Origin of the sequence: Kitasatospora sp. NPDC088548 (assembly GCF_044753005.1) — a bacterium.
In the GTDB taxonomy this organism is placed as follows: Bacteria; Actinomycetota; Actinomycetes; order Streptomycetales; family Streptomycetaceae; genus Kitasatospora.
In genome coordinates this window covers 144,165-164,858 of the sequence record NZ_JBIVMI010000016.1, presented here as the reverse complement: position 1 = coordinate 164,858, position 20,694 = coordinate 144,165, and the positions used below count along the sequence as shown (strand labels likewise).

Sequence of the window (20,694 nt, the reverse complement as noted above, 5' to 3'; positions counted from 1 at the left end):
CCGGCGGCCCCCCCCCCCCCCCCCGCCCCCCCCCCCCGCCTGGGGGGTTGGTGGGGTGCCGGCGCGGCGCGCGGGCCGCCCCCGCCGGCCCCCCCCCCCCCCCCCCCCGACGCCTGCCCCGCCCAGGTAATAGGCTGGAGCCAGTCAGCCCGTTACCGATTCTGGAAGGACCACCGTGGAGCTCGCCTCGTACGCCGACCTCGCCGTCCGGCTGGTGAACACCGAGGAGCCCGAGCGCGGCACCGACACGCTGACCTCGGTCGACGCCGTCCGCGGCCTGTTCTCCGAGAACACACGTGCCGCCGCGCTCGCCGACGAAGCCGACCTGCCCCGGCTGCGTGCCGTCCGGACCCGGCTGCGCGGGGTCTTCGAGGCCGCCGCCGAGGGGGACGAGATCCGGGGTGTCGACCTGCTGAACAGCCTGCTGATGGAGTACCCCGTCAGCCCGCTGGTCTCCGGCCACGACTACCTGGACGACGCCGGGCGCCCGCGCTGGCACCTGCACCTCGCCGACAACTCGCCCACCGCCACGGCCCACTTCAGCGCGGTCGCCTGCATGGGCCTGGCCGTCCACCTCACCGAACTGGGCGCCGACCGGCTCGGCATCTGCCAGGCCGCGCCCTGCCGCAACGCCTACCTGGACACCTCCACCAACCGCTCCCGGCGGTACTGCTCCGACCGCTGCGCCACCCGCGCCAACGTCGCCGCGTACCGGGCCCGCAAGCGCCAGGAGGCCGCCGTCCTGGCCGGGCAGGGCTAGCGGCCCTCCGGGCTAGAGATCCTCCGGCCGGACCCAGACGCCGAGCCGGCGGGCCAGGCCCGGCACCCGGACCAGCGGGCCCAGCAGCAGGCGCTCCAGCCGGCGGCCCGGGGCCAGCCAGGCCGGCCGGGGGCGCAGCCGCAGCAGCACCCGGCCGAGCACCAGCTCGTCCGGGACGGCGCCGTAGCTGCGGCTGTCGCTGTCGACCAGCCGGTTGTCGGACAGCAGCCACCAGCCCTTCGGGCGCCGGCCGTCGGCCCGCTTCACCACGAGCAGGTCCTGCTGCAACGGGTGGCGGACCACCACCACGGCGCCCGGCCTGATCCGCGCCCCGTACCGGACCAGCAACCGGTCGCCCTCACGCAGCGTCGGCACCATCGAGTCCCCCGCCACGTCGATCAGTCCGAACGGTGCGGCACCCCCGCGGGTGCCGCCCTCCGGTTCCGCCATCCGCGTCACGGCTCCTCCTCCCGGCTCGCCGCGTCCCAGTCTGCCGTACGGACCGTCACCCGCCGGTGTCCGGATTCACCCGGTTCCGGGTCCGCCTTTTGCCCTAGGCCCACCGACCGATCGCGAAACCCCGTGACCGGAAGGGTAATCTCGGGCGCGGGAAGACGATCTAAGGAAGGACTCCCATGTTCTCTCGTCTGTTTGCACCGCGTGCCACCGCGCACGCCCACTGCGACCTGCCCTGCGGCGTGTACGACCCGGCGCAGGCGCGGATCGAGGCCGAGTCGGTCAAGGCCACCCAGGAGAAGTACCAGGCCAACGAGGACGCGCACTTCCGCGCTCGCGCCGTCATCATCAAGGAGCAGCGCGCCGAGGCCGTCAAGCACCACATCTCGGTGCTGTGGAGCGACTACTTCAAGGCCCCGCACTTCGAGAAGTACCCGCAGCTGCACCAGCTGATCAACGACACCCTGAAGGCCGCCTCGGCCGCCAAGGCGTCGACGGACCCGGCCACCGGCCAGGCCCTGCTCGACCTGATCGCCGAGGTCGACAAGATCTTCTGGGAGACCAAGCAGGCCTGACCGCCGCTCGGCCTCCGTCGACCGCCCCCGCCCGGACCACCACACCGGACGGGGGCGGTCGCGCGTTTCCGGGACATGCCCGGCGGCACCTGTAAGGGTTGCCTGGCCTTAGCGCTTGTTATGCTGCCAGGGCGTCCCATGGGGGAAGTCCGGTCCGAATCCGGCGCTGACCCGCAACGGTGGACGGGGCCCCGGCCCCGTGAGCCCGATCGCCCTGGGGCGCCGACCTCCCGACAACTCGCCGTGGAATGCGAGGGGATGGCGCCCCGGCCCCGCCACGGCCCGGGCGCTTCGCCCCGCGCCGCCCACGGCCCGAGGCGAAGGCGCGCCCCCCTCGTGAGCACCGCAGTGACCGCACCGGTCCGTCGAATACCCGCCGCGCCCCTGGCCGCCGGCCTGGCCGCGGCCCTGCTGCTGTCGCTGGTCTGCGGGGTCGCCCTGGGCTCCTCCGACCTCGGCTGGTCCCGGGTCCTGCGGCTGCTGGGCGCCGGGCTGACGGGCGGTCGGCTGGAGGCCGAGGAGGCGGCGGCGTACGTGATCGTCTGGGAGATCCGGCTGCCGCGCACCGTACTGGCCGCCGTGGTCGGCGCCGGGCTCGCGGCCACCGGGGTCGCCGTGCAGGCCATGGTCCGCAACGCCCTGGCCGACCCGTTCGTCCTCGGCATCTCCTCCGGCGCGGCGGTCGGCGCCAACGCCGTCCTGCTCCTCGGCGCCTTCGCCTCCCTCGGGGTCTGGGCGCTCTCGGTCTCCGCCTTCGGCTCGGCCCTGCTGGCGATGCTGCTGGTGTACGCGGCCGCCCGGACCGCCTACGGGCTCACCCCGCTGCGGCTGGTGCTCACCGGCACCGCGATGTCCTACGGCTTCTCCGCGGTGACGGCGCTGATGGTGTTCGGCGCCGCGCGCGGCGAGGCGGCCCGCAGCGCCATGATGTGGCTGCTCGGCAGCCTGGGCGGGGCGACCTGGGGCTCGGTGCCGATCGCCGCCGTCACCGTGCTGGCCGGCCTGGCCTGCCTCGCCCTCTCCGCCGGGCGCCTCGACGCGCTCGCCATGGGCGACGAGACGGCGGCCTCGCTCGGTGTGGACCCCGACCGGCTGCGCCGGCAGCTGTTCGTGGTGACGGCGGCCGTCACCGGCACCGTCGTCGCGGTCAGCGGCGCGATCGGCTTCGTCGGGCTGATGGTGCCGCACCTGGTGCGGATGCTGGTCGGCGCCGGCCACCGCCGGGTGCTGCTGGTCGCGCCGTTCGCCGGGGCGCTGCTGCTGGTCTGGGTGGACATCGTCTCGCGCACCCTGCTGGCGCCCGCCGAGCTGCCGGTCGGGGTGGTCACCGCGGTGCTCGGGGTGCCCTGCTTCCTGTTGCTGATGCGCCGCCGCGGCTACTCCTTCGGAGGCCGCTGATGGGCACCGGCGCGAACGCCGACCCGAGCACCGACACCACGGACACCCCGGAGACCGCCATCGAGACCGCCAGCGAGACCGCCCTGGACATCGCCGTCGACGGGCTCTCGGTCGACATCGCCGGCGCCCGGCTGGTCCACGACATCACCCTGGACGCCGCCGCCGGACAGGTGGTCGGCCTGGTCGGACCGAACGGCAGCGGCAAGTCGACCCTGCTGCGCTGCGTCTACCGGGCACTGCGGCCCGCCGCCGGCGCCGTCCGGCTGGGCGGCGAGAACCTGCACGCGCTCACCCCCCGCGAGGCCGCCCGGCGGGTCGCCGCACTGCCGCAGGAACACTCCGCCGAGTTCGACTTCACCGTGGCCGAGGTGGTCGGCATGGGCCGGCTGCCGCACCGCAGCGGATTCGCCGGCCCGACCGGCGGGGACGACCGGCGCTGCGCCGAGGCGCTGGCCCGGGTCGGCGCGGACCACCTGGCCGGGCGGGGCTTCCTGAGCCTGTCCGGCGGCGAGAAGCAGCGGGTGCTGATCGCCCGCGCGCTCGTCCAGGAGCCCCGGGTGCTGGTGCTCGACGAACCCACCAACCACCTGGACATCGCCCACCAGTTGGAGGTGCTGGCGCTGGTCCGGGCGGCCGGGCCGACGGTGCTCACCGCGCTGCACGACCTCAACCTGGCGGCCGGCCACTGCGACCTGCTGTACGTGATCAGGGCCGGCCGGATCGTCGCCTCCGGACCGCCCGTCGAGGTGCTGCGCCCCGCGCTGCTGGCCGAGGTGTTCGGCGTCCGCGCGACCCCCGTACGGCACCCCGAGACCGGCGCCGTCCAGCTGCTCTTCGACCGGCTCCGCTGACCCCGCTTCCCCTCCCGCCCTTTCCGCCCCCTCCCCCCGACCCGAGGAACTCCCATGCGCACCAAGGCCGTCGCCGCCACCGCCCTGCTCACCCTCGCGCTGACCGCGTGCGGGGCCGAGATCGCCCCGAGCGGCGAGGCCGCGGCGGGCTCCGACCACTACCCGGTGACCGTCGACAACTGCGGCACCAAGGTCACCTACAAGGCGAAGCCCGCCCGGACGGTGACCAACGACGTGGGCATCACCGAGCTGATGCTCGCGCTCGGCCTCACCGACCGGATGGCCGGCTATGTGATGCCCGACGAGAAGGGCGACCTCGCCAAGGTCCCGTGGAAGGACGGCTACCAGCAGACCGCCTGGCTCTCCAAGCAGCCGATCACCAAGGAGCTCGTCCTGGACGCCCGGGCCGACCTGGTGTTCGCCGGCTGGCACTACGGCTTCGGCGAAGCCGACGGCTTCACCCCGCAGGTGCTGGCCGGCCTCGGCATCGACTCCTACGTGCTCAGCGAGTCCTGCCGCAGCGGCAAGGGCCCGGAGCGCGGGGTGATGTCGCCGCTGGACGCGCTCTACACCGACCTGGCCAACCTCGGCGAGATCTTCGACGTCCGCGACCGGGCCGACAAGCTGATCGCCGACTTCCGGGCGCAGGTCGCCGCCGTGCCGCAGCCCGAGCACCGGCCGGGCGTCTTCCTCTACGACAGTGGTGAGGACAAGCCGTACACCTCGGGCAAGTACGCCGCGCCCGAGGAGATCATCGCCAAGGCCGGCGGGCGCAACGTGATGGGCGACGTCGCCGACTCCTGGACCACCGTCGGCTGGGAGAGCGTCGTGCAGCGCGACCCCGAGGTGATCGTGATCAACAACTACGGTGACACCGACGCCGAGGCGAAGCGGAAGTTCCTGAAGTCCTTCCCGCCGCTGGCCGGCGTCGCCGCGGTCAGGAACGACCGGATCTTCGTGCTGGACTACGTCGACCTGGTGGAGAGCCCGCGCAACCCCGCCGCGATCACCGCCCTCGCGGCCTATCTGCGGTCCACGCCGGCGGCCTGAGCACGGGCCGGTCCGGCCCGGCCGGGCGGGCGTACGCTCGGAGTACGAGCCCGACGGAATCCGACCGGAGGAGCGAGAACATGAGCACCATGGCGGCACCTTCCGACTTCGACACCGCCGCCCTGCGCGAGGGCATCGAACGCGGGGACGCCGAGACCCTCCTCGCGCTCTACGCCGACGATGCCGAAGTGCGCATGGTCGACCACAAGACCCAGCCCAGCCATCCGCTGGTGATGCACGGCCGGAGCGAGATCGGCGCGATGCTGCGCGACATCTACGGCCGGGAGATGACCCACACCCTGGAACAGGTGGTGGTCCAGGGCGACCACATCGCCTTCATGGAGGCCTGCCAGTACCCCGACGGGGTCCGGGTCCTGGCCACCTCGGTCGCCGACCTGCGGGACGGCCGGATCGTCGACCAGACCTCGATCCAGGCCTGGGACGAGGCCTAGGCCCGAACGGGCCAAGTAGGCTCGTCACATGATCCGCACCGCCCTAGTCACCGACGTCCCGGTCATCCACGCCATGATCCGCGAACTCGCGGAGTACGAGAAGGCCCCGCACGAGGCGGTGGCCACCGAGGCACAGCTGCGGGACGCGCTGTTCGGCGCCGCCCCGGCGCTGTTCGGCCTGATCGCCGAGGACGACACCACCGGCGAGCCGGTCGGCTTCGCGGTCTGGTTCCTCAACTTCTCGACCTGGCGCGGGACGCACGGCATCTACCTGGAGGACCTGTACGTCCGCCCGGAGGCCCGCGGCGGCGGCCACGGCAAGGCCCTGCTGCTGGAGCTGGCGCGGATCGCCGTCGAACGCGGCTACTCGCGGATGGAGTGGTCGGTGCTCGACTGGAACGAGCCCTCGATCAACTTCTACAAGTCGCTCGGCGCGGTGCCGATGGACGGCTGGAGCGTCTACCGGCTCACCGGAGAGGCGCTCACCGCCGTCGGCGCGCGCTGAACACAGCGTGCCGACGGGGCCGCGCCCACCGGTACGCCGCCGAACAGACGGGCCCCGCCCGGCCGTACGAACGGGTTCCGTCCGGGCACTGACACCCTGTGTCGCGGCGCCCTACCATGAGTGACTCCCGCGCCGGGGCCAAAAGCGGTAACGTCTCGGGCGGATGCGCGGCGTCCGGCCACCCCTCGCGGGGTATGACCGGTACACGTACCGCACCACCCCTCTGGACAGTTGGGGCGAAGCAGTTGAGCCAAGCAACAGACAGTGCCGCGGCCACCGGCCCGGAAGCACAGCGCGTCACCCAGGAGGTGAGGGTGTCCCAGATCGACGGCGAGCCCGGGGTCCAGGACTTCGTGGAGGTCCGGCTGCCCGCGGCCGGGGCCTACCTCTCGGTACTGCGAACAGCGACGGCGGGGCTGGCGGCCCGGCTGGACTTCACGCTGGACGAGATCGAGGACCTACGGATCGCGGTGGACGAGGCCTGCGCCATCCTGCTCCAGCAGGCGGTACCCGGGTCGGTCCTGTCCTGCGAGTTCCGGCTGGTCGGCGACTCGCTCAAGGTCACCGTCTCCGCCCCGACCACGGACGGCCGGGCCCCCGAGCGGGACACCTTCGCCTGGACGGTGCTCTCCGCGCTGGCCGGCGAGGTGGACTCCTCGGTCGGCGAGGACAACACCGTGACGATCAGCCTGCACAAGAAGCGCGGCGGTTCCGCCACCCACTAGGGCCGCCGCAGCAGCAGCACCGAACAAGGGCCGTCCGGCCGGTACCCCCCACCCGGGCCCGGCGGACGGCTCCCGGTACCGCCCACCACGCGGTACGACCAATAAGACGAATCGGGGCCGCCCCACGGTCCCGGTGCTCCCGGAACGGAACGGGGGAATGGCCGTGAGTGATCTGGACCGTACCGGCCTCGCGACGGCGGGCCCTGCCGTACCGACCCAGGCGAGCGTTCCCGGCCTCGCCGCCAACGACGAAGCGCACCCGAAGGACGCCCACCGGATGAGCCAGCCGACCGAGCCGACGTCTGATCCGTCGCCCGTCCCCGTGCCCCCGCCGGCCGCGGCCGACCCGGCGGACCCCGCAGCCGAGGCGCTGCGCGGTGCGGTGCCCGCCCAGACCCCGCACCGCACCGGGGCGCCGGACCGCGAGGCGGCCCGGGCGCTGTTCGTCCGTCTGTCCGCGCTGCCCGACGGCTCCCCGGAGCGCGTCGAGCTGCGCAACCAGCTGGTGCGGATGCACATCCCGCTGGTGGAGCACCTGGCCCGGCGGTTCCGCAACCGGGGCGAGCCGCTGGACGACCTGACCCAGGTCGCCACCATCGGGCTGATCAAGTCGGTGGACCGCTTCGACCACGAGCGCGGGGTCGAGTTCTCCACCTACGCCACGCCGACCATCGTCGGCGAGATCAAGCGGCACTTCCGGGACAAGGGCTGGGCGGTCCGGGTACCGCGCCGGCTCCAGGAGCTGCGGCTGTCGCTGACCACGGCGACCAGCGAGCTCTCCCAGCGGCACGGCCGCTCCCCCACGGTGCACGAGCTGGCCGAGCACCTGGGGATCTCCGAGGAGGACGTGCTGGAGGGCCTGGAGTCCGCCAACGCGTACTCCACGCTGTCGCTGGACGTGCCGGACAGCGACGACGAGTCGCCGGCCGTCGCGGACACCCTGGGCGCCACCGACGAGGCGCTGGAGGGCGTCGAGTACCGGGAGTCGCTCAAGCCGCTGCTGGCGCAGCTGCCGCCCCGGGAGCAGAAGATCCTGGTGCTGCGGTTCTTCCGGAACATGACCCAGTCGCAGATCGCCGCCGAGGTGGGCATCTCACAGATGCACGTCTCCCGGCTGCTGGCCCGGACGCTGGCCCAGCTCCGGGAGAAGCTCCTGGTGGAGGAGTAGAACTGACGACCGCCCAGCGGCGCCGGAACGGCCCTCTGCGCTCAGCCCTCGTGCGGAGCGTAGAGGGCCGCCGTCGATTTCGGGCCGAGCAGGGCGCCGATGCCGACCAGCCCGAGCAGGCCGACGGCCACCCCGACGGCCACCATCGCGCCGCCGCTCTGGCACATGTAGTAGCCCACCGGCAGGCAGACCGAGTTGGTCAGCACGGCCGGGCTGCGGCCCCAGCGCCGCCCCTTGAACAGCGCCCGGGCGGCCAGCACCGGCAACACGCCGAGCAGCACGATCACCGCGCCGCCGAACTCGTTCAGCGCCAGCTGCTTGGACTCACCGGACAGCGCGGACACCATGTCCCAGACGCCGACGACGGCCAGGGCGGCGCCCTCCAGCGCGGTGAGGGCGGCGCCCACGGCCAGGGACACCGGCCGGACGGAGCCGGCCGCGGGTACGGGTGCGGAGGATTCTGCGGTCACTCCAGCAGGGTAGCCGCCGGTCGGTCCGTACCGACCCGTAGGCTTTGCTCATGCGCGCTCTCCTGGTCGTGAACCCGAAGGCGACCACCACCAGTGGCCGCACCCGGGACGTGCTGATCCATGCCCTGCGCAGCGACCTCAAGCTGGAGGTGGCCCACACCGAGTACCGGGGGCACGCGCGCGACCTGGCCCGCGAGGCGGCCGAGGACGGCACGGTCGACCTGGTGGTGGCGCTGGGCGGTGACGGCACCGTCAACGAGGTGGTCAACGGACTGCTGGCGCACGGCCCGGGCGAGAAGCTCCCCCGGCTGGCCGTGGTGCCCGGTGGCTCGACCAATGTGTTCGCCCGCGCGCTGGGCCTGCCCAACGACCCGGTGGAGGCCACCGGCGCCCTGCTGGACGCCCTGGAGCACCGCCGCGAGCGCCCGATCGGCCTGGGCAAGGCGATGACCGACGGACTGCCGGACCGCTGGTTCACCTTCACGGCCGGCCTCGGCTTCGACGCCGGCGTGGTCGGCCGGGTCGAGGAGCAGCGACGGGCGGGGCGCAGGTCCACCCACGCGCTCTATGTCGGCCAGGCCCTGCGGCACTTCGTCACCCAGCGTGAGCAGCGCAGATCAGGCCCGATCACCCTGCAACTCCCCGGCCGCGCGCCGGTGCCGGAGCTGGTGCTGTCGATAGTCAGCAACACCTCGCCGTGGACGTTCCTGGGGAACCGCCCGGTCTATCCCTCACCCCTCGCCTCCTTCGACACGGACCTCGACGTCTTCGGCATCACCCGGATGACCGCGTTCGGCACTGCTCGAACGGTCCGTCAGATCCTGCGGTCGTACGGGCCTTCGAGCGGCGACGGCACCTCTTCCGGTCCGTCCGGAAAGCATGTCGTCTCCTATCACGACGTCAGGCACTTCACCTTGGTTTCAGAGGAACCGGCTCCGTTCCAGGTCGACGGGGACCACCTTGGAGACAGGAGTCGCGTCAGTTTCACAGGCGTACGGCGGGCACTGCGTGTGATTGTGTGACTAGAAGGGGGCTTTACCCTTCTTCTCGAACGCACAAGCCCCCTTCACTCCATAGAAGTACCGGCTGTGAGCTAGGCGACACCGAAGAATCAAAAATTCCTCCCTGAAGGGGGTTGTATCCGGGCCTGAGGTTTGCGAACCTCTACATGGCGATCGGGACGCATCGCAGCGACGGCAACCTCAGATTCTGACGGGGGCCGACCGCGGGGTGTCCCTCGAATCGCCAAATCCCTCCCAGCACAGACCACCCGGGCCCGATGGGCCTTTGGTCTCTTTTGCTGTTGCGGGATTCGTGAAAGCGTTCACATTCACAAGCCATCGATTATGCCGACCGGGTCGCCCCGCCGGCAGGAGGAGTTGGACGACCATGGACTGGCGCCACCGCGCTGTCTGCCGCGAAGAGGACCCGGAGCTGTTCTTCCCGATCGGGAACACCGGTCCTGCTCTGCTGCAGATCGAGGAAGCCAAGGCCGTGTGCCGCCGCTGTCCGGTCATGGAACAGTGCCTGCAGTGGGCTCTTGAGACCGGCCAGGACGCCGGCGTCTGGGGTGGCATGAGCGAGGACGAGCGTCGCGCGATGAAGCGCCGCGCAGCCCGCAACCGCGCCCGCACCGCCTGATCACACGCCGCATTACCAGCAGTGACCGCAGTATCGATCAACACATGATCAAGGGCTTCCCTGCACCTCCTGGCGAAGCCTTCCGTACGACGGACCGCGTTCGGCGCGGTCTCGCGACACCGGGCCGCCCAGCCACTTGATACTGTTCACTTAGAGCAATATTGTGGAGCTGAGGCGCTCACCGTGTGCAACGCACCGGTGCGGTGCCGCACCACCCAGAGCCCCCGTTCCGGCCGACTCCCCCCGACGGCCGGAACGGGTCGAGAGGCCCTGCCGACCCACCCCCCCCCGGTCGGCAGGGCCTCGTTTCTCTGTCCGCGTCCGGGTACGGCTCCCCGGACGGCCCATCCCACCCGGGGATCGTGGAGCACGCGCCCCGGCGCCCTCGCCGGACGCGCGCGCCCCACCGTGCTTCTCGGCGCACCGGTTTCAGCGCACCGGGATCTCCAGGATCACCTTGGTGCCGCCGTTCGGTCCGGCCACCATGTCGAAGGTGCCGCCCAGCTCACCGGTGGCCAGGGTGCGCACGATCTGCAGCCCGAGATTGCCCGCCTGCTGCGGGTCGAAGCCCTCCGGCATGCCCTTGCCGTCGTCCTGCACGGTGATCAGCAGGTACTCCTCCGGCCTGGTGCCGCCGTTCCAGCTGTCCGACCAGCCCATCCCGGTGGCCGGCGCCCGCCCGCGCAGCGCGCTGACCTCCAGGTTGCCGGAGGCGGACGGGCCGAACGCGTGTTCCAGCGCGTTCTGCAGCAGCTCGGTCAGCACCATCGACAGCGGGGTGGCCACCTCGGCGGAGAGGATGCCGAAGCTGCCGGAGCGCCGGGTCGCCACCCGGCCGTCCTGGGACAGCTCCATCACCATCGCCAGCACCCGGTCGGCGATCTCGTCGAAGGCCACCTGCTCGTCCAGCGCCTGGGAGAGCGTCTCGTGCACGATCGCGATCGAGCCCACCCGGCGGACCGCCTCGTCCAGCGCGGCCCGGCCGGCGTCCGAGTCCATCCGGCGGGACTGCAGCCGCAGCAGCGCGGCCACGGTCTGGAGGTTGTTCTTCACCCGGTGGTGGATCTCCCGGATGGTGGCGTCCTTGGTCATCAGCTCGCGGTCGCGGCGGCGCAGCTCGGTGACGTCCCGGCAGAGCACCAGCGAACCGGTCTGCGTGCCCTTGGGCCGGAGCGGGATGGCCCGCAGGGTCACCACACCGCCCTGCACCTCCACCTCGGCCTGCCGGGGCGCCCAGCCGCTCGCCAGTTTCACCAGCGCCTCGTGCACGGCCGCCCGCGACGGCGGGGCCAGTTCGGCGGTGGCGCGGCCCAGGTGGCTGCCGACCAGGTCGGTGGTGAGGCCGAGGCGGTGGTAGGCGGAGAGCGCGTTGGGACTGGCGTAGGTGACGATGCCGTCGGCGTCCAGCCTGATCAGGCCGTCGCCGACGCGGGGGGCGGCGTCCATGTCGGCCTGCTCGACACCGTGGTACGGGAAGGTTCCGGCGGCGATCATCTGGGCCAGGTCGGAGGCGCTCTGCAGATAGGTGAGCTCGAGCCGGCTGGGGGTGCGGACGGTCAGCAGGTTGGTGTTCCGGGCGATCACCCCGAGCACCTTGCCCTCGCGGCGGACCGGGATGGACTCGACCCGGACCGGCACCTCCTCGCGCCACTCCGGGTCGCCCTCGCGCACGATCCGCCCCTCGTCGAAGGCGGCGTCCAGCAGCGGCCGGCGGCCGCGCGGGACGAGGTGGCCGACCATGTCGTCCTGGTAGGAGGTGGGGCCGGTGTTGGGCCGCATCTGGGCCACCGAGACGTAGCGGATGCCGTCCCAGGTCGGGATCCACAGGACCAGGTCGGCGAAGGAGAGGTCGGAGAGCAGCTGCCACTCCGAGACCAGCATGTGGAGCCACTCCACATCGGCACCGGTCAGGGTGGTGTGGCGGCGGACGAGTTCGTTCAGCGAGGGCACATGGCGAGGGTAGCTCCAGCCCGGGCGGGTGGGCGCGCCAGCACCGGGCGGCGGGCCGGCGGCGGGCGGGGACCGGCCCGCCGGAGGAGTTGTCCAGACCAATTTTCGGCGAGGCCTGGACAAGCCAGATTGGTCTAGTCCACAATGAAAGGGCACCAAGGAGAGGCCCACCGCGCAACTGCCCTGACCGCGCGAGGCCGCTCCTCGGTCGGACGCCGCCGAGCGAGGACCCCGCACAGTTCTCGATCGTCACCGGCGCCCGACGACAGCTCCGGGCTGCGGTGCCGCATGGGTTGAGGGTCCCGTGTCGGCGCCGTGGCCCGTAGTGCTTCTCGCCTCCGGCGGGGAGCTGCGCGGCGGGACCACCCGACGACAGCTCCGGCTGCGGTGCCATGGGCCCCTCCTTCCCGCTGGCGGGCAAGGAGGGAGGGTCGAGGGTCCCGTGTCGGCGCCGTGGCCCGTAGTGCTTTCCGGTGGTGCTCCCGCGGGTCCGCCCGCTCCTTCGAACCATGTTCCGCCGCTCAGAGCCGAACCCCCGTCCACAGCCTGTGGACGGGGGTTCGGCGTCTTCCGGCGCGGGCGCCGGCCCGGCGTCAGTGGGTCTCGGTGACCTTGGCCAGGGCGCGCGGGGCGTCCGGGTCCTGGCCGCGGGCGATGGTGACCTCGTAGGCCAGCTGCTGGAGCGGCAGGATCTCCAGGATCGTCTGGACCTCCTCGGGCACACCGGCCGGCAGCGCGAAGCCCGCCGAGGCGGCGTCCACCTGCGACTGCTGGCCGATGACCACCAGGTCCGCACCGCGGCCGCGCAGGCGGTCCAGCACCGGCTGCAGGGCCTCGCCGCCCTTGCCGTCCGGAACGATCGCGATGACCGGGGAGACGTTGTCGACCATGGCCAGCGGGCCGTGCAGCAGGTCGGCGCCGGAGAACGGGGAGGCCGGGATGTAGGTGGTCTCCATCAGCTTCAGCGCCGCCTCACGGGCGGTCGGGTAGCCGTAGCCGCGCGAGGTGATGACCAGGCGCTGGGCGAAGCGGTAGCGCTCGGCCAGGGCCTTCACCTCGGACTGGCGGGCCAGGATGCCGGCGGCCAGGGCCGGCAGCTCCTTGGCGGCCGCGCCGTCGCCACCGCGCAGGCCCTCCACCAGCAGGTAGAGCGCCAGCAGCTCGGCGGTGTAGGTCTTGGTGGCGGGCAGGGCCTTCTCCGGGCCGGCCAGCACGTCGATGTGGAACTCGGAGACCTCGGCCAGCGGCGAGTCGGCGTTGTTGGTGACCGCCAGGGTGATGGCACCGGCCTCGCGGGCCGCCTTGGTGGAGGCCACCAGGTCCGGCGAACCGCCGGACTGGCTGACGGTGATGACCAGCACGTCGGTGAGGTCCGGCTTGGCGCCGTACGCGGTGGTGGTCGACATCGAGGTCAGACCAGCCGGCTTGCCGAGCAGGATCTCGATCAGGTACTTGGCGTAGAGCGCCGCGTTGTCGGACGTGCCGCGCGCGGTGAGCAGGACGAAGCGCGGGTTGCGGGCGGAGATCTGGGCCGCGATCTCGCGGATCTTCGGGGCGCCCTCGTCGAGGATGCGCTGGAGGACGGCCGGCTGCTCGGCCATCTCCGCCGCCATGATCCGGCCGGGGACGGAAACAGTCTGCGTGTCGGACATCTGGATGTGCCTCCGATGAGATGGTTCGACCCCACCCGGGCGGGGATGCCCGGTGGGGACCTCTACGGCGGCGAGTCCGCACACTCGCTGCGGTGATTCCTGCGGCAATCCTACGGGGGCCACCCCCGTGGAGCACATTCGAGAGCCCCTCCCGCCCACGCGGCAGGGGCCCCCGGACGTACGACCGCCGGTCAGGACGGCTTGTTGATCAGCTGGTCGATCGCGGCGTCGGCCTCCTTGGTGGCCTGGTCCACCGACTTGCCCTTGATGATCGCGTTCAGCATCTCCGGCAGGATCTTCTGCTTCTCGACCGCGCCCCAGCCCGGGGCCAGCGGGGTGAACCAGGCGTCCGGCACCGCGTTGGCCGCGGCGGCGGTGGCCGGCTTGCTCTTCAGCTGGTTCAGCTGGGTCAGGTTGTTCGGCAGGATGTCCTTGTCCGCCAGCGCCTGCTCCGACTTGGTGCTGGTGAACATCCGGATCCAGTCGGTGGCCAGCTCGGCCGACGGCGACTTGGCGGTGACGGCGAGGTCCGAGCCGCCGATGAAGGTCGGCAGCGGCTTGCCGTCCGGGCCCGGCATGGTCGCCACCTTGACCGCGTCCTTGAGGCTCGGGTCGCCGGTGACCGGCGCGGTCACGCTGGCCGCCTCGTAGCCGTTGCCGTAGAAGGACGCGGCGTGCCCGCGGGCCATCGACTCGAACTGGTTCTGCTCGTTCACCGACAGGTCGCCCTTGTTGTACTTGCGCACCAGGTCGACGAAGTGGCTGATGCCCTGCTGGGACTTGGCGTCGTGCAGGGTGCCGTGCCAGTTGCCGGAGCTGTCGAACTTGGCGATGGTGCCGCCGTACGCGGAGACGTAGCTCATCGCGGCGTACCAGTACTGGCCGGGGAGGTAGAGCGGGGAGAAGGTCCGGTCGGCCTTGTTCTTGTCCGCGATCTTGTCCAGCGCCGCCCGCAGCTCGTCCTCGGTCTTGGGGAAGTCCGCGCTGCCGGTCGCCGACTGGAAGGCGGCGGAGTTGTAGATGGCGACCCGGGCGCCCGCGTAGTACGGCACGCACCAGAGCTTGTCCTGGTACGTACAGGTGTTGGCCAGCGCCTTGATCCAGCTGTCCGAGTTGTCGAACGTGGTCCGGTCGACCGGGGCCAGCGCGCCGGAGAGGACGTACTTCATGGTCTCGGTGTTGCCGAGCTCCACCACGTCGGGGGCGTTGCCGGCCGCCAGCGCGGCGTCCAGCTTGCCGACCTTGTCGGCCCAGCCCTGGTACGAGAGCTTCAGCGTGACGTTCGGGTACTTGGCCGCGAACTCGTCGTTGACCCGCTGCACGAGGTCCGGCCAGTTCTTCTGGGCATCGTCCATCAGCCAGACGGTGACCGTGCCGGTGGCGGCCTTCGGGTCCGCCGAGGCGCCGTCCTTGGTGTCCCCTGACGACGACCCCCCAGACGAACAGGCCGTCAGCCCGGCCGCCAGTGCGAGGGTCCCGAATGTCGCCATGAGCTGACGCGTCTTCACGCCATCCTCCGAGGGTGCTAGTGCCTGTTGCCCGCCGGCAGCGTGATGGCGCCCGCCGGGAGAGACCGGGGTGGGGCGGCGAAGAGCTTCGGGTGGGGCTGATACCACATCCGGTGAGGTTGAAGTTCGAACCGGATGGAGTGGAGCCTGGCCTAGACCACAAGCGGTGTCAACGCCAAATGGCCAGACCGCAAAGGACGTTGCAGAGCTGTTGTACCGCGTGGCGATCAGTTGTCGCCGTGTCACCCTAAGTAGAACTTAAGGCTGGCTTAAGGCGGATTTGAGGGAACACCGACAGGGGGCGACTTCGCAGGTCAACGCGGGGTTAACGAAACGGGCCCGCCATGCGACATGCGCATGACGGGCCCGCTCGAAAAGGTCTGCCGGCACTCTGGGTGACCGGCCCGACCAGGACTCAGCCGATCGCTCCCGACTGTCCGGTGAGCACCTCGACGGCCGCCAGACCACAGACCCGGGCGGCACCGTGGGTGGCGATGTACAGCGCGCCGACCGGCTCGGACTGCGGCAGGCCCATCTCGACCACCGCGGCGTCCGGCCGGGCCGCCACCAGACGGGACAGCGCGGCGGACATCCACGCGTACCGGTGGGCGTCCCGGACCGCCAGCACCAGCCGGCGGCCCTCGGCCTCCGCCACCAGCTCGGCGGCCAGCGCGTCCAGCTGCTCCGGGGCGGCGTCCGCCGGGCCGACCTCACGGGTCCGGGTGCCGGGGAAGCGGTCGGTCAGCATGTCGGCCACGCCCCACGGGGTCACGGCGCCGACGGCGATGTTGGGCTCGTCGGAGAACGAGACCACATACGGGCGCTCGGTCACCGGCAGGGCCTCCTGGCCCGGCGCCCGGACGACCCGCAGCGCCCGGCGGGCGGCCCGCAGACCGACCGCCAGGTCGGGCTCCAGCCGCTCGCCCTGGGCCTGGATCCGGCCCCAGCTGCCGAGCGCGCGCACCCGGGAGGCCGCGTCCGCCAGCCGTTCCTCGGAGAGCCGGCCGGCCCGCACGCCCGCCACGATGGCGTCGCGCAGCATCAGCACGGTCTCCTCGTCGGCCAGACCGCCGCCGACGCAGATCGCGTCCGCGCCGGCCGCCAGGGCCAGCACGGTGCCCTCACCCATGCCGAAGGTGTCGGCGATGGCGCCCATCTCGATCGCGTCGCTGACGATCAGGCCCTGGTAGCCCAGGCCGCCGTCGGCCGGGGCGGCGCGCAGCAGGTCGCGCAGCACGGCGGGGCTGAGCGTGGCCGGCAGCGCCGGGTCCAGCGCCGGGATCATGATGTGGGCCGTCATCACGGCCTTGGTCCCGGCGGCGATCGCGGCCTGGAACGGGATCAGGTCGCGGCTGCGCAGCACGTCCAGGTCGACGTCGATCACGGGCAGGCCGTGGTGCGAGTCGACCGCGGTGTCGCCGTGCCCGGGGAAGTGCTTGGAGCAGGCGGCGACGCCGGCCGACTGCAGGCCCTCGACCCAGGCGGCGGTGTGCCGGGCGCAGAGCTCGGGGTCGGCGCCGAAGGAGCGGACGCCGATCACCGGGTTGCGCGGGTTGGAGTTGACGTCCGCGGTGGGCGCCCAGTTGTAGTTGACGCCGGCCGCGGCCAGCGCCCGGCCCAGCTCACGGGCGACGTCCCGGGTCAGCGCCGGGTCGTCGATCACGCCGAGGGCGAGGTTGCCCGGCCAGGACGAACCGGAGCCCGCCTCCAGGCGGGTGACGTCGCCGCTCTCCTCGTCGATCGCGATCAGGAGGTCCGGGTTCTCCTCGCGCAGCGCCTTGGTGAGCGCGGAGAGCTGCTGGAGGTCGACGACGTTGCGGTCGAACAGCGCGACCGAGCCGAGGCCGGCCGCCAGGTGGCGGCGGATCCACTCCGGCGGTTCGGTGCCGACGAAGCCGGGCTGGAGAACCGTCAGCGCGTCGCGGTGCAGCTGGTCGCTGCCCGGCAGGGTGGGGACAAGGATGCTCACGTCGCGTCAGCCCTTCACTGCACCGTCGGTCAAGCCGCCGACGGCCTTGCGCTGGAGGAATACGAAGAGGATCAGCACCGGGAGGGCGAACAGCGTCGAGGCCGCCATGGTCGCGCCCCAGTCGGTGCCGAAGTTGGTCTGGAACGAGGAGAGCCAGAGCGGCAGGGTCTGCCCGTCGGTCTTGTTGAGGATCAGGACCAGGGGGAACTCGTTCCACGCGGTGATGAAGCCGAACAGCGAGGTCGACATCAGGCCCGGGGCCAGCAGCGGGAAGATCACCTTCATGAAGGCCTGGGTGCGGGTGCAGCCGTCCACCATCGCGGACTCCTCCAGCTCCTTCGGGACGGCGGCGATGAAGCTGCGCAGCGTCCAGATGGTGAAGGGCAGGACCATCATCATGTAGAAGGCGGTCAGCGGGACGAGGCTGTTCAGCATCTCGTTGTCACGGGAGATCAGGTAGACCGCGATGGTCATGACCTCCCACGGCGCCATCTGCGCCGCCATCACGACCAGGACGAAGGTCTTGCGGCCGCGGAACTTCATCCGGGCGATGGCGAAGGACGCCAGGGTGGCGATCACCAGCGAGATCAGCACCGCGACGACCGTGACGGTGAAGCTGTTGGTGACGTACTCCCAGAACTTGGGCGCGTTGACCGCCGTCTTGAAGTGGTCGAGGGTCGCGTCCAGCGGCAGGAAGACAGGCGTCCGGCTGACGATGTCCTTCTGCTGCTTGAAGGCCGTGATGACCATCCAGTAGACGGGGAAGATGAAGAAGACGAAGAGGACGACCGCGATCACGTTCGGCCAGGTACGTCCGATGAGCGAGCGCCTCACAGCTCGTCCTCCTGCTTGAGAATGATGCGGAAGTAGTACGCCATCAGGACACCCAGCATCAGGATGGTGAGCACCGCGATCGCGGCACCGGTGCCGTAGTGCTGGGCGCCGGTGCCTTCCAGGAAGGCGTGGACGGGCAGGGTCCGGGTGGACGAGTCGGGGCCGCCCGCCTTGATGGCGTAGACCTGGGTGAAGGCCTTGAAGACCCAGATGACCTCAAGGAAGGTCGTGGCCAGGAAGAACGGCTTCAGGCTGGGGAAGATCACCGAGGTGAAGATCTTGCCGGCGCCGGCGCCGTCCATCCGGGCGGCCTCGTAGAGCTCCTTCGGGATGGTGGTCAGACCTGCGTACATGTTGAACGCCACGAAGGGGATCGAGCCCCAGACGATCAGCAGGATGATCACGAAGAAGGTGGAGTACTGGGTGCCGGTCCAGTTGTAGTCGGCCATCGAGTGCCAGCCCAGCCGGTCCAGGAACCAGTTGACGACACCGAACCGGATGTCGAACAGCCAGGTGTAGACCGTGGTCGCGGCGACCACCGGCATGGCCCAGGCGAGGAGCAGGCCGATCGAGAGCAGCAGCCGCATCTTCTTGCCGAGCCGGTTGAGCAGCAGGCCGACCAGCGAGCCGCCGACCATGATCAGCAGCACGTTGATCAGGGTGAAGGCGACCGTCCGGCCGGTGACCGCCCAGAACTCGGCGTTGGTCAGCTGCTCGGTGTAGTTCTCGAAGCCGTTCCACTCGGTCAGGTGCTGGACCAGCTGGCGCGCGTTCAGGTTCTGGAACGACACCAGGACGGTCTTCAGCAGGGGCCAGCCCAGCAGGCCCAGGGTGACCACGGTGGCCGGCAACAGCAGCAGGTACGGCGCGAGCCGCGTGCCCAGGCCCGGGCCGCCCGCCGATCTGGTGCTCTTCTTCGGGGTGCCCTTGACGCCGCCGCCGGCGGCGCTCGTCTCAATACTGGCCACAGCAGCCTTCCCTGTGTCCGGGGACTGTGTCTGCACCCGCTCCGAATGCACAGCCATCGTTCTCTCTTCCTGACAACCTGACCACGACGGACAGGCGCCGCCCACCGGCCCCCCGCCGGGAGCCGGTGAGCGACGCCGCTCGACTACTACTGCTTGGCGTTCAGACGCTTGGCGATCTCGTCGTCGGCCTTCTTGGCGGCGGCGGCGTAGTCACCGGTCAGGGCGCCGGTCAGGAACTCCTTGATCGGGTTCGGGTTGTTCTCGACGCTCGCCCAGTTCGGCGTGGTCGGGGTGATCCCACCGGAGGAGGCGGCGACCTTGGCGGCGGCGGCGAAGTCGCCGACCACCTTGTCGTCCAGCGACTTCTTGTTCGGGATGTTGCCCGAGGCCGCGACGGTGCCCTCGTTCTTGTCGTTCAGGGCGATCTTCAGGAAGTCCTTCGCCATGTCGCTGTTCTTGCTCGCCTGGGCGATGGCCAGGTTCGAGCCGCCGAGGAACACGCCGGAGGCCTTGTCGGCCGTCTTGCCCGGGAGCGGGAAGAAGCCGATCTTCTCCTTCGGCATCTCCTTCTCGGTCGGGACCTCCCAGCCGAGACCGATGATCGCGCCAATGTCGCCCTTGGCGAAGACGTCCTTCTGCTGCGGCTTGGCCTCGTCACCGTCCTTGGGGCCGGTGACCGAGTAGCTCTGCAGCTTCTTGTAGGTCTCGAAGGCCTTCTGCGCCTCGGGGGACGACAGGCCGCCGGCCCACTTGTCGCCGTCCTTCTTCGCCAGCTTGCCGCCCTCGCTGGTGAGGAGGCCGAAGTAGGTGTACCACTCCTGGCCCGGCATGTAGATCGGGTCGGTGACGCCGGCCGTCGCCTTCAGCTTCTCCAGGTCGGTGTAGAACTCGTCCAGGGTCTTCGGGGTGTCGGTCAGGCCGGCCTTCGCCCACAGGTCCTTGTTGTAGGCGACGACACGGTTGGTGACGAACCACGGGGCGGCGTACTGCTTGCCGTCCAGGATCGCGGACTCGCTCTGGTTGGCGTTCCAGTCGGCGCCGCCCAGGGCGTCCTTGTCCTTGGTGATGTCCAGGAGACCACCGGTGGCGGCGTAGCCCGCGGTCTGGGTGTTGCCGACCTCGAGCACGTCGACGGAGCCCTCGGAGAGCGCGGCGGTGACCTTGGGGCCAATGCCGGTCCACTCCTGGATCTGGTACTCGACCTTGGAGCCCGGGTAGGTGGTCTCGAACTCGGTCTTCACGGCCTCGTCCCAGCCCTTGGGGGCCGAGCCGGACATCAGCCACACCTTGAGCGTCTTGCCACTGTAGTTCTTGCCGCCGGCCGCAGCGGAAGAGGAGCCGCTGTTGCCGCCCTCCTCCTTCTTGCCGTCCGAGCTGCAGGCCGCCAGGCCGACAACCATAGCTGCGACGCCGACTGCCGCGATGAGCTGACGCTTCACGCCATCCTCCTGAGGGATGCCTGAGTTACCCCCGTCGGGTGGCAGCGGCAAGCCCACGTAAAGCGGGAGGAAAGGTGCCGCGGACCCCAGCGAACGGGTGGGGGGATTCATAGTTACCGGCCTAGTGGTGTAGACCAGATGCCTGGAGCTTGGCCTAGACCAATGGGCCTGTCAACGGCTGTTGGACCAATCCGGACCACCCGTTATCAAGCCGACACCGCACATCGTTCATCGCGTGATGAGGTATTCGTTCCGTAGCCATACATGCAACGATGTGAGCCGTTAACGATATGGCTGCGCCGCCAAAGGCCGCGCGAGAAGCG

General features: G+C 71.0%; 20 protein-coding genes and 1 riboswitch. Of the genes, 11 read left to right on the top strand and 9 right to left on the bottom strand.

Annotation, left to right across the window (positions count from 1 at the left end; genetic code table 11):
• The first annotated feature begins 175 nt into the window (after nucleotides 1–175).
• Nucleotides 176–760, top strand: coding sequence for a CGNR zinc finger domain-containing protein (locus tag ACIP82_RS21580; protein ID WP_363604713.1), 585 nt, complete (start codon nucleotides 176–178; stop codon nucleotides 758–760).
• Nucleotides 761–772: 12 nt separating this feature from the next.
• Here ACIP82_RS21580 and sodX read toward each other — a convergent pair whose 3' ends face one another.
• Nucleotides 773–1,210, bottom strand: a complete 438-nt coding sequence (gene sodX / locus ACIP82_RS21575) for a nickel-type superoxide dismutase maturation protease (RefSeq protein ID WP_363604905.1) — start codon at nucleotides 1,208–1,210, stop codon at nucleotides 773–775.
• A 185-nt stretch (nucleotides 1,211–1,395) separates the two neighbouring features.
• Between sodX and sodN the strand changes: the two genes are divergently transcribed.
• The 8 genes from sodN (at nucleotide 1,396) to ACIP82_RS21535 (ending at nucleotide 7,940) form a co-directional block, all read left to right on the top strand.
• Nucleotides 1,396–1,791: a superoxide dismutase, Ni gene (gene sodN / locus ACIP82_RS21570; RefSeq protein ID WP_189915683.1), complete on the top strand. Its 396-nt coding sequence runs from the start codon at nucleotides 1,396–1,398 to the stop codon at nucleotides 1,789–1,791.
• A 112-nt stretch (nucleotides 1,792–1,903) separates the two neighbouring features.
• Nucleotides 1,904–2,023: riboswitch (cobalamin riboswitch) on the top strand.
• Nucleotides 2,024–2,127: 104 nt separating this feature from the next.
• Nucleotides 2,128–3,189 (top strand): FecCD family ABC transporter permease, encoded by a 1,062-nt coding sequence (locus tag ACIP82_RS21565; protein ID WP_400655233.1) that lies wholly within the window; start codon nucleotides 2,128–2,130, stop codon nucleotides 3,187–3,189.
• Complete coding sequence (locus ACIP82_RS21560) at nucleotides 3,189–4,040, top strand: ABC transporter ATP-binding protein (protein ID WP_400655231.1); 852 nt, start codon at nucleotides 3,189–3,191, stop codon at nucleotides 4,038–4,040. The genes ACIP82_RS21565 and ACIP82_RS21560 overlap by 1 nt, the downstream gene beginning before the upstream one ends.
• 54 nt (nucleotides 4,041–4,094) lie before the next feature.
• The gene (locus ACIP82_RS21555; protein WP_400655229.1) at nucleotides 4,095–5,090 is read left to right on the top strand and encodes an ABC transporter substrate-binding protein; all 996 of its coding nucleotides are present in this window, start codon (nucleotides 4,095–4,097) and stop codon (nucleotides 5,088–5,090) included.
• Between the two features lie 80 nt (nucleotides 5,091–5,170).
• A complete protein-coding gene (locus ACIP82_RS21550; protein WP_363604709.1) occupies nucleotides 5,171–5,542 on the top strand; it encodes a nuclear transport factor 2 family protein in 372 nt (123 codons plus the stop codon).
• Nucleotides 5,543–5,570: 28 nt separating this feature from the next.
• Entirely contained in the window at nucleotides 5,571–6,047 is a 477-nt protein-coding gene (locus ACIP82_RS21545; protein WP_400655227.1) for a GNAT family N-acetyltransferase, read from the top strand.
• Between the two features lie 314 nt (nucleotides 6,048–6,361).
• Entirely contained in the window at nucleotides 6,362–6,772 is a 411-nt protein-coding gene (locus ACIP82_RS21540; protein ID WP_363604707.1) for an anti-sigma regulatory factor, read from the top strand.
• 163 nt (nucleotides 6,773–6,935) lie between these two features.
• On the top strand, nucleotides 6,936–7,940 hold the full coding sequence (locus ACIP82_RS21535; protein ID WP_363604706.1) for an RNA polymerase sigma factor SigF: 1,005 nt from the start codon (nucleotides 6,936–6,938) through the stop codon (nucleotides 7,938–7,940).
• 41 nt (nucleotides 7,941–7,981) lie between these two features.
• Here the strand turns inward: ACIP82_RS21535 and ACIP82_RS21530 are convergent, their stop codons facing one another.
• Nucleotides 7,982–8,410, bottom strand: coding sequence for a hypothetical protein (locus tag ACIP82_RS21530; protein ID WP_400655225.1), 429 nt, complete (start codon nucleotides 8,408–8,410; stop codon nucleotides 7,982–7,984).
• Between the two features lie 50 nt (nucleotides 8,411–8,460).
• On the opposite strand from ACIP82_RS21530, the gene ACIP82_RS21525 reads away from it, so the two are divergent.
• Both ACIP82_RS21525 and ACIP82_RS21520 read left to right on the top strand, forming a co-directional pair.
• The gene (locus ACIP82_RS21525; protein WP_363604703.1) at nucleotides 8,461–9,432 is read left to right on the top strand and encodes a diacylglycerol kinase family protein; all 972 of its coding nucleotides are present in this window, start codon (nucleotides 8,461–8,463) and stop codon (nucleotides 9,430–9,432) included.
• Nucleotides 9,433–9,799: 367 nt separating this feature from the next.
• On the top strand, nucleotides 9,800–10,051 hold the full coding sequence (locus tag ACIP82_RS21520) for a WhiB family transcriptional regulator (protein WP_014138019.1): 252 nt from the start codon (nucleotides 9,800–9,802) through the stop codon (nucleotides 10,049–10,051).
• 429 nt (nucleotides 10,052–10,480) lie between these two features.
• On the opposite strand, the gene ACIP82_RS21515 is transcribed toward ACIP82_RS21520, so the two are convergent.
• The 7 genes from ACIP82_RS21515 to ACIP82_RS21485 form a co-directional block, all read right to left on the bottom strand.
• Complete coding sequence (locus tag ACIP82_RS21515) at nucleotides 10,481–12,001, bottom strand: PAS domain-containing sensor histidine kinase (RefSeq protein WP_363604702.1); 1,521 nt, start codon at nucleotides 11,999–12,001, stop codon at nucleotides 10,481–10,483.
• Nucleotides 12,002–12,594: 593 nt separating this feature from the next.
• Nucleotides 12,595–13,653 (bottom strand): SIS domain-containing protein, encoded by a 1,059-nt coding sequence (locus tag ACIP82_RS21510; RefSeq protein ID WP_363604700.1) that lies wholly within the window; start codon nucleotides 13,651–13,653, stop codon nucleotides 12,595–12,597.
• A 191-nt stretch (nucleotides 13,654–13,844) separates the two neighbouring features.
• Nucleotides 13,845–15,143: an extracellular solute-binding protein gene (locus ACIP82_RS21505; RefSeq protein WP_363604698.1), complete on the bottom strand. Its 1,299-nt coding sequence runs from the start codon at nucleotides 15,141–15,143 to the stop codon at nucleotides 13,845–13,847.
• Between the two features lie 433 nt (nucleotides 15,144–15,576).
• Nucleotides 15,577–17,130, bottom strand: coding sequence for a glycoside hydrolase family 3 protein (locus ACIP82_RS21500; protein WP_363604697.1), 1,554 nt, complete (start codon nucleotides 17,128–17,130; stop codon nucleotides 15,577–15,579).
• Between the two features lie 6 nt (nucleotides 17,131–17,136).
• Nucleotides 17,137–17,964: a carbohydrate ABC transporter permease gene (locus tag ACIP82_RS21495; protein ID WP_363604696.1), complete on the bottom strand. Its 828-nt coding sequence runs from the start codon at nucleotides 17,962–17,964 to the stop codon at nucleotides 17,137–17,139.
• The gene (locus ACIP82_RS21490; RefSeq protein ID WP_363604695.1) at nucleotides 17,961–18,989 is read right to left on the bottom strand and encodes a sugar ABC transporter permease; all 1,029 of its coding nucleotides are present in this window, start codon (nucleotides 18,987–18,989) and stop codon (nucleotides 17,961–17,963) included. The genes ACIP82_RS21495 and ACIP82_RS21490 overlap by 4 nt, the downstream gene beginning before the upstream one ends.
• Nucleotides 18,990–19,078: 89 nt before the next feature.
• Complete coding sequence (locus ACIP82_RS21485; protein ID WP_363604694.1) at nucleotides 19,079–20,371, bottom strand: extracellular solute-binding protein; 1,293 nt, start codon at nucleotides 20,369–20,371, stop codon at nucleotides 19,079–19,081.
• Nucleotides 20,372–20,694 lie beyond the last annotated feature (323 nt).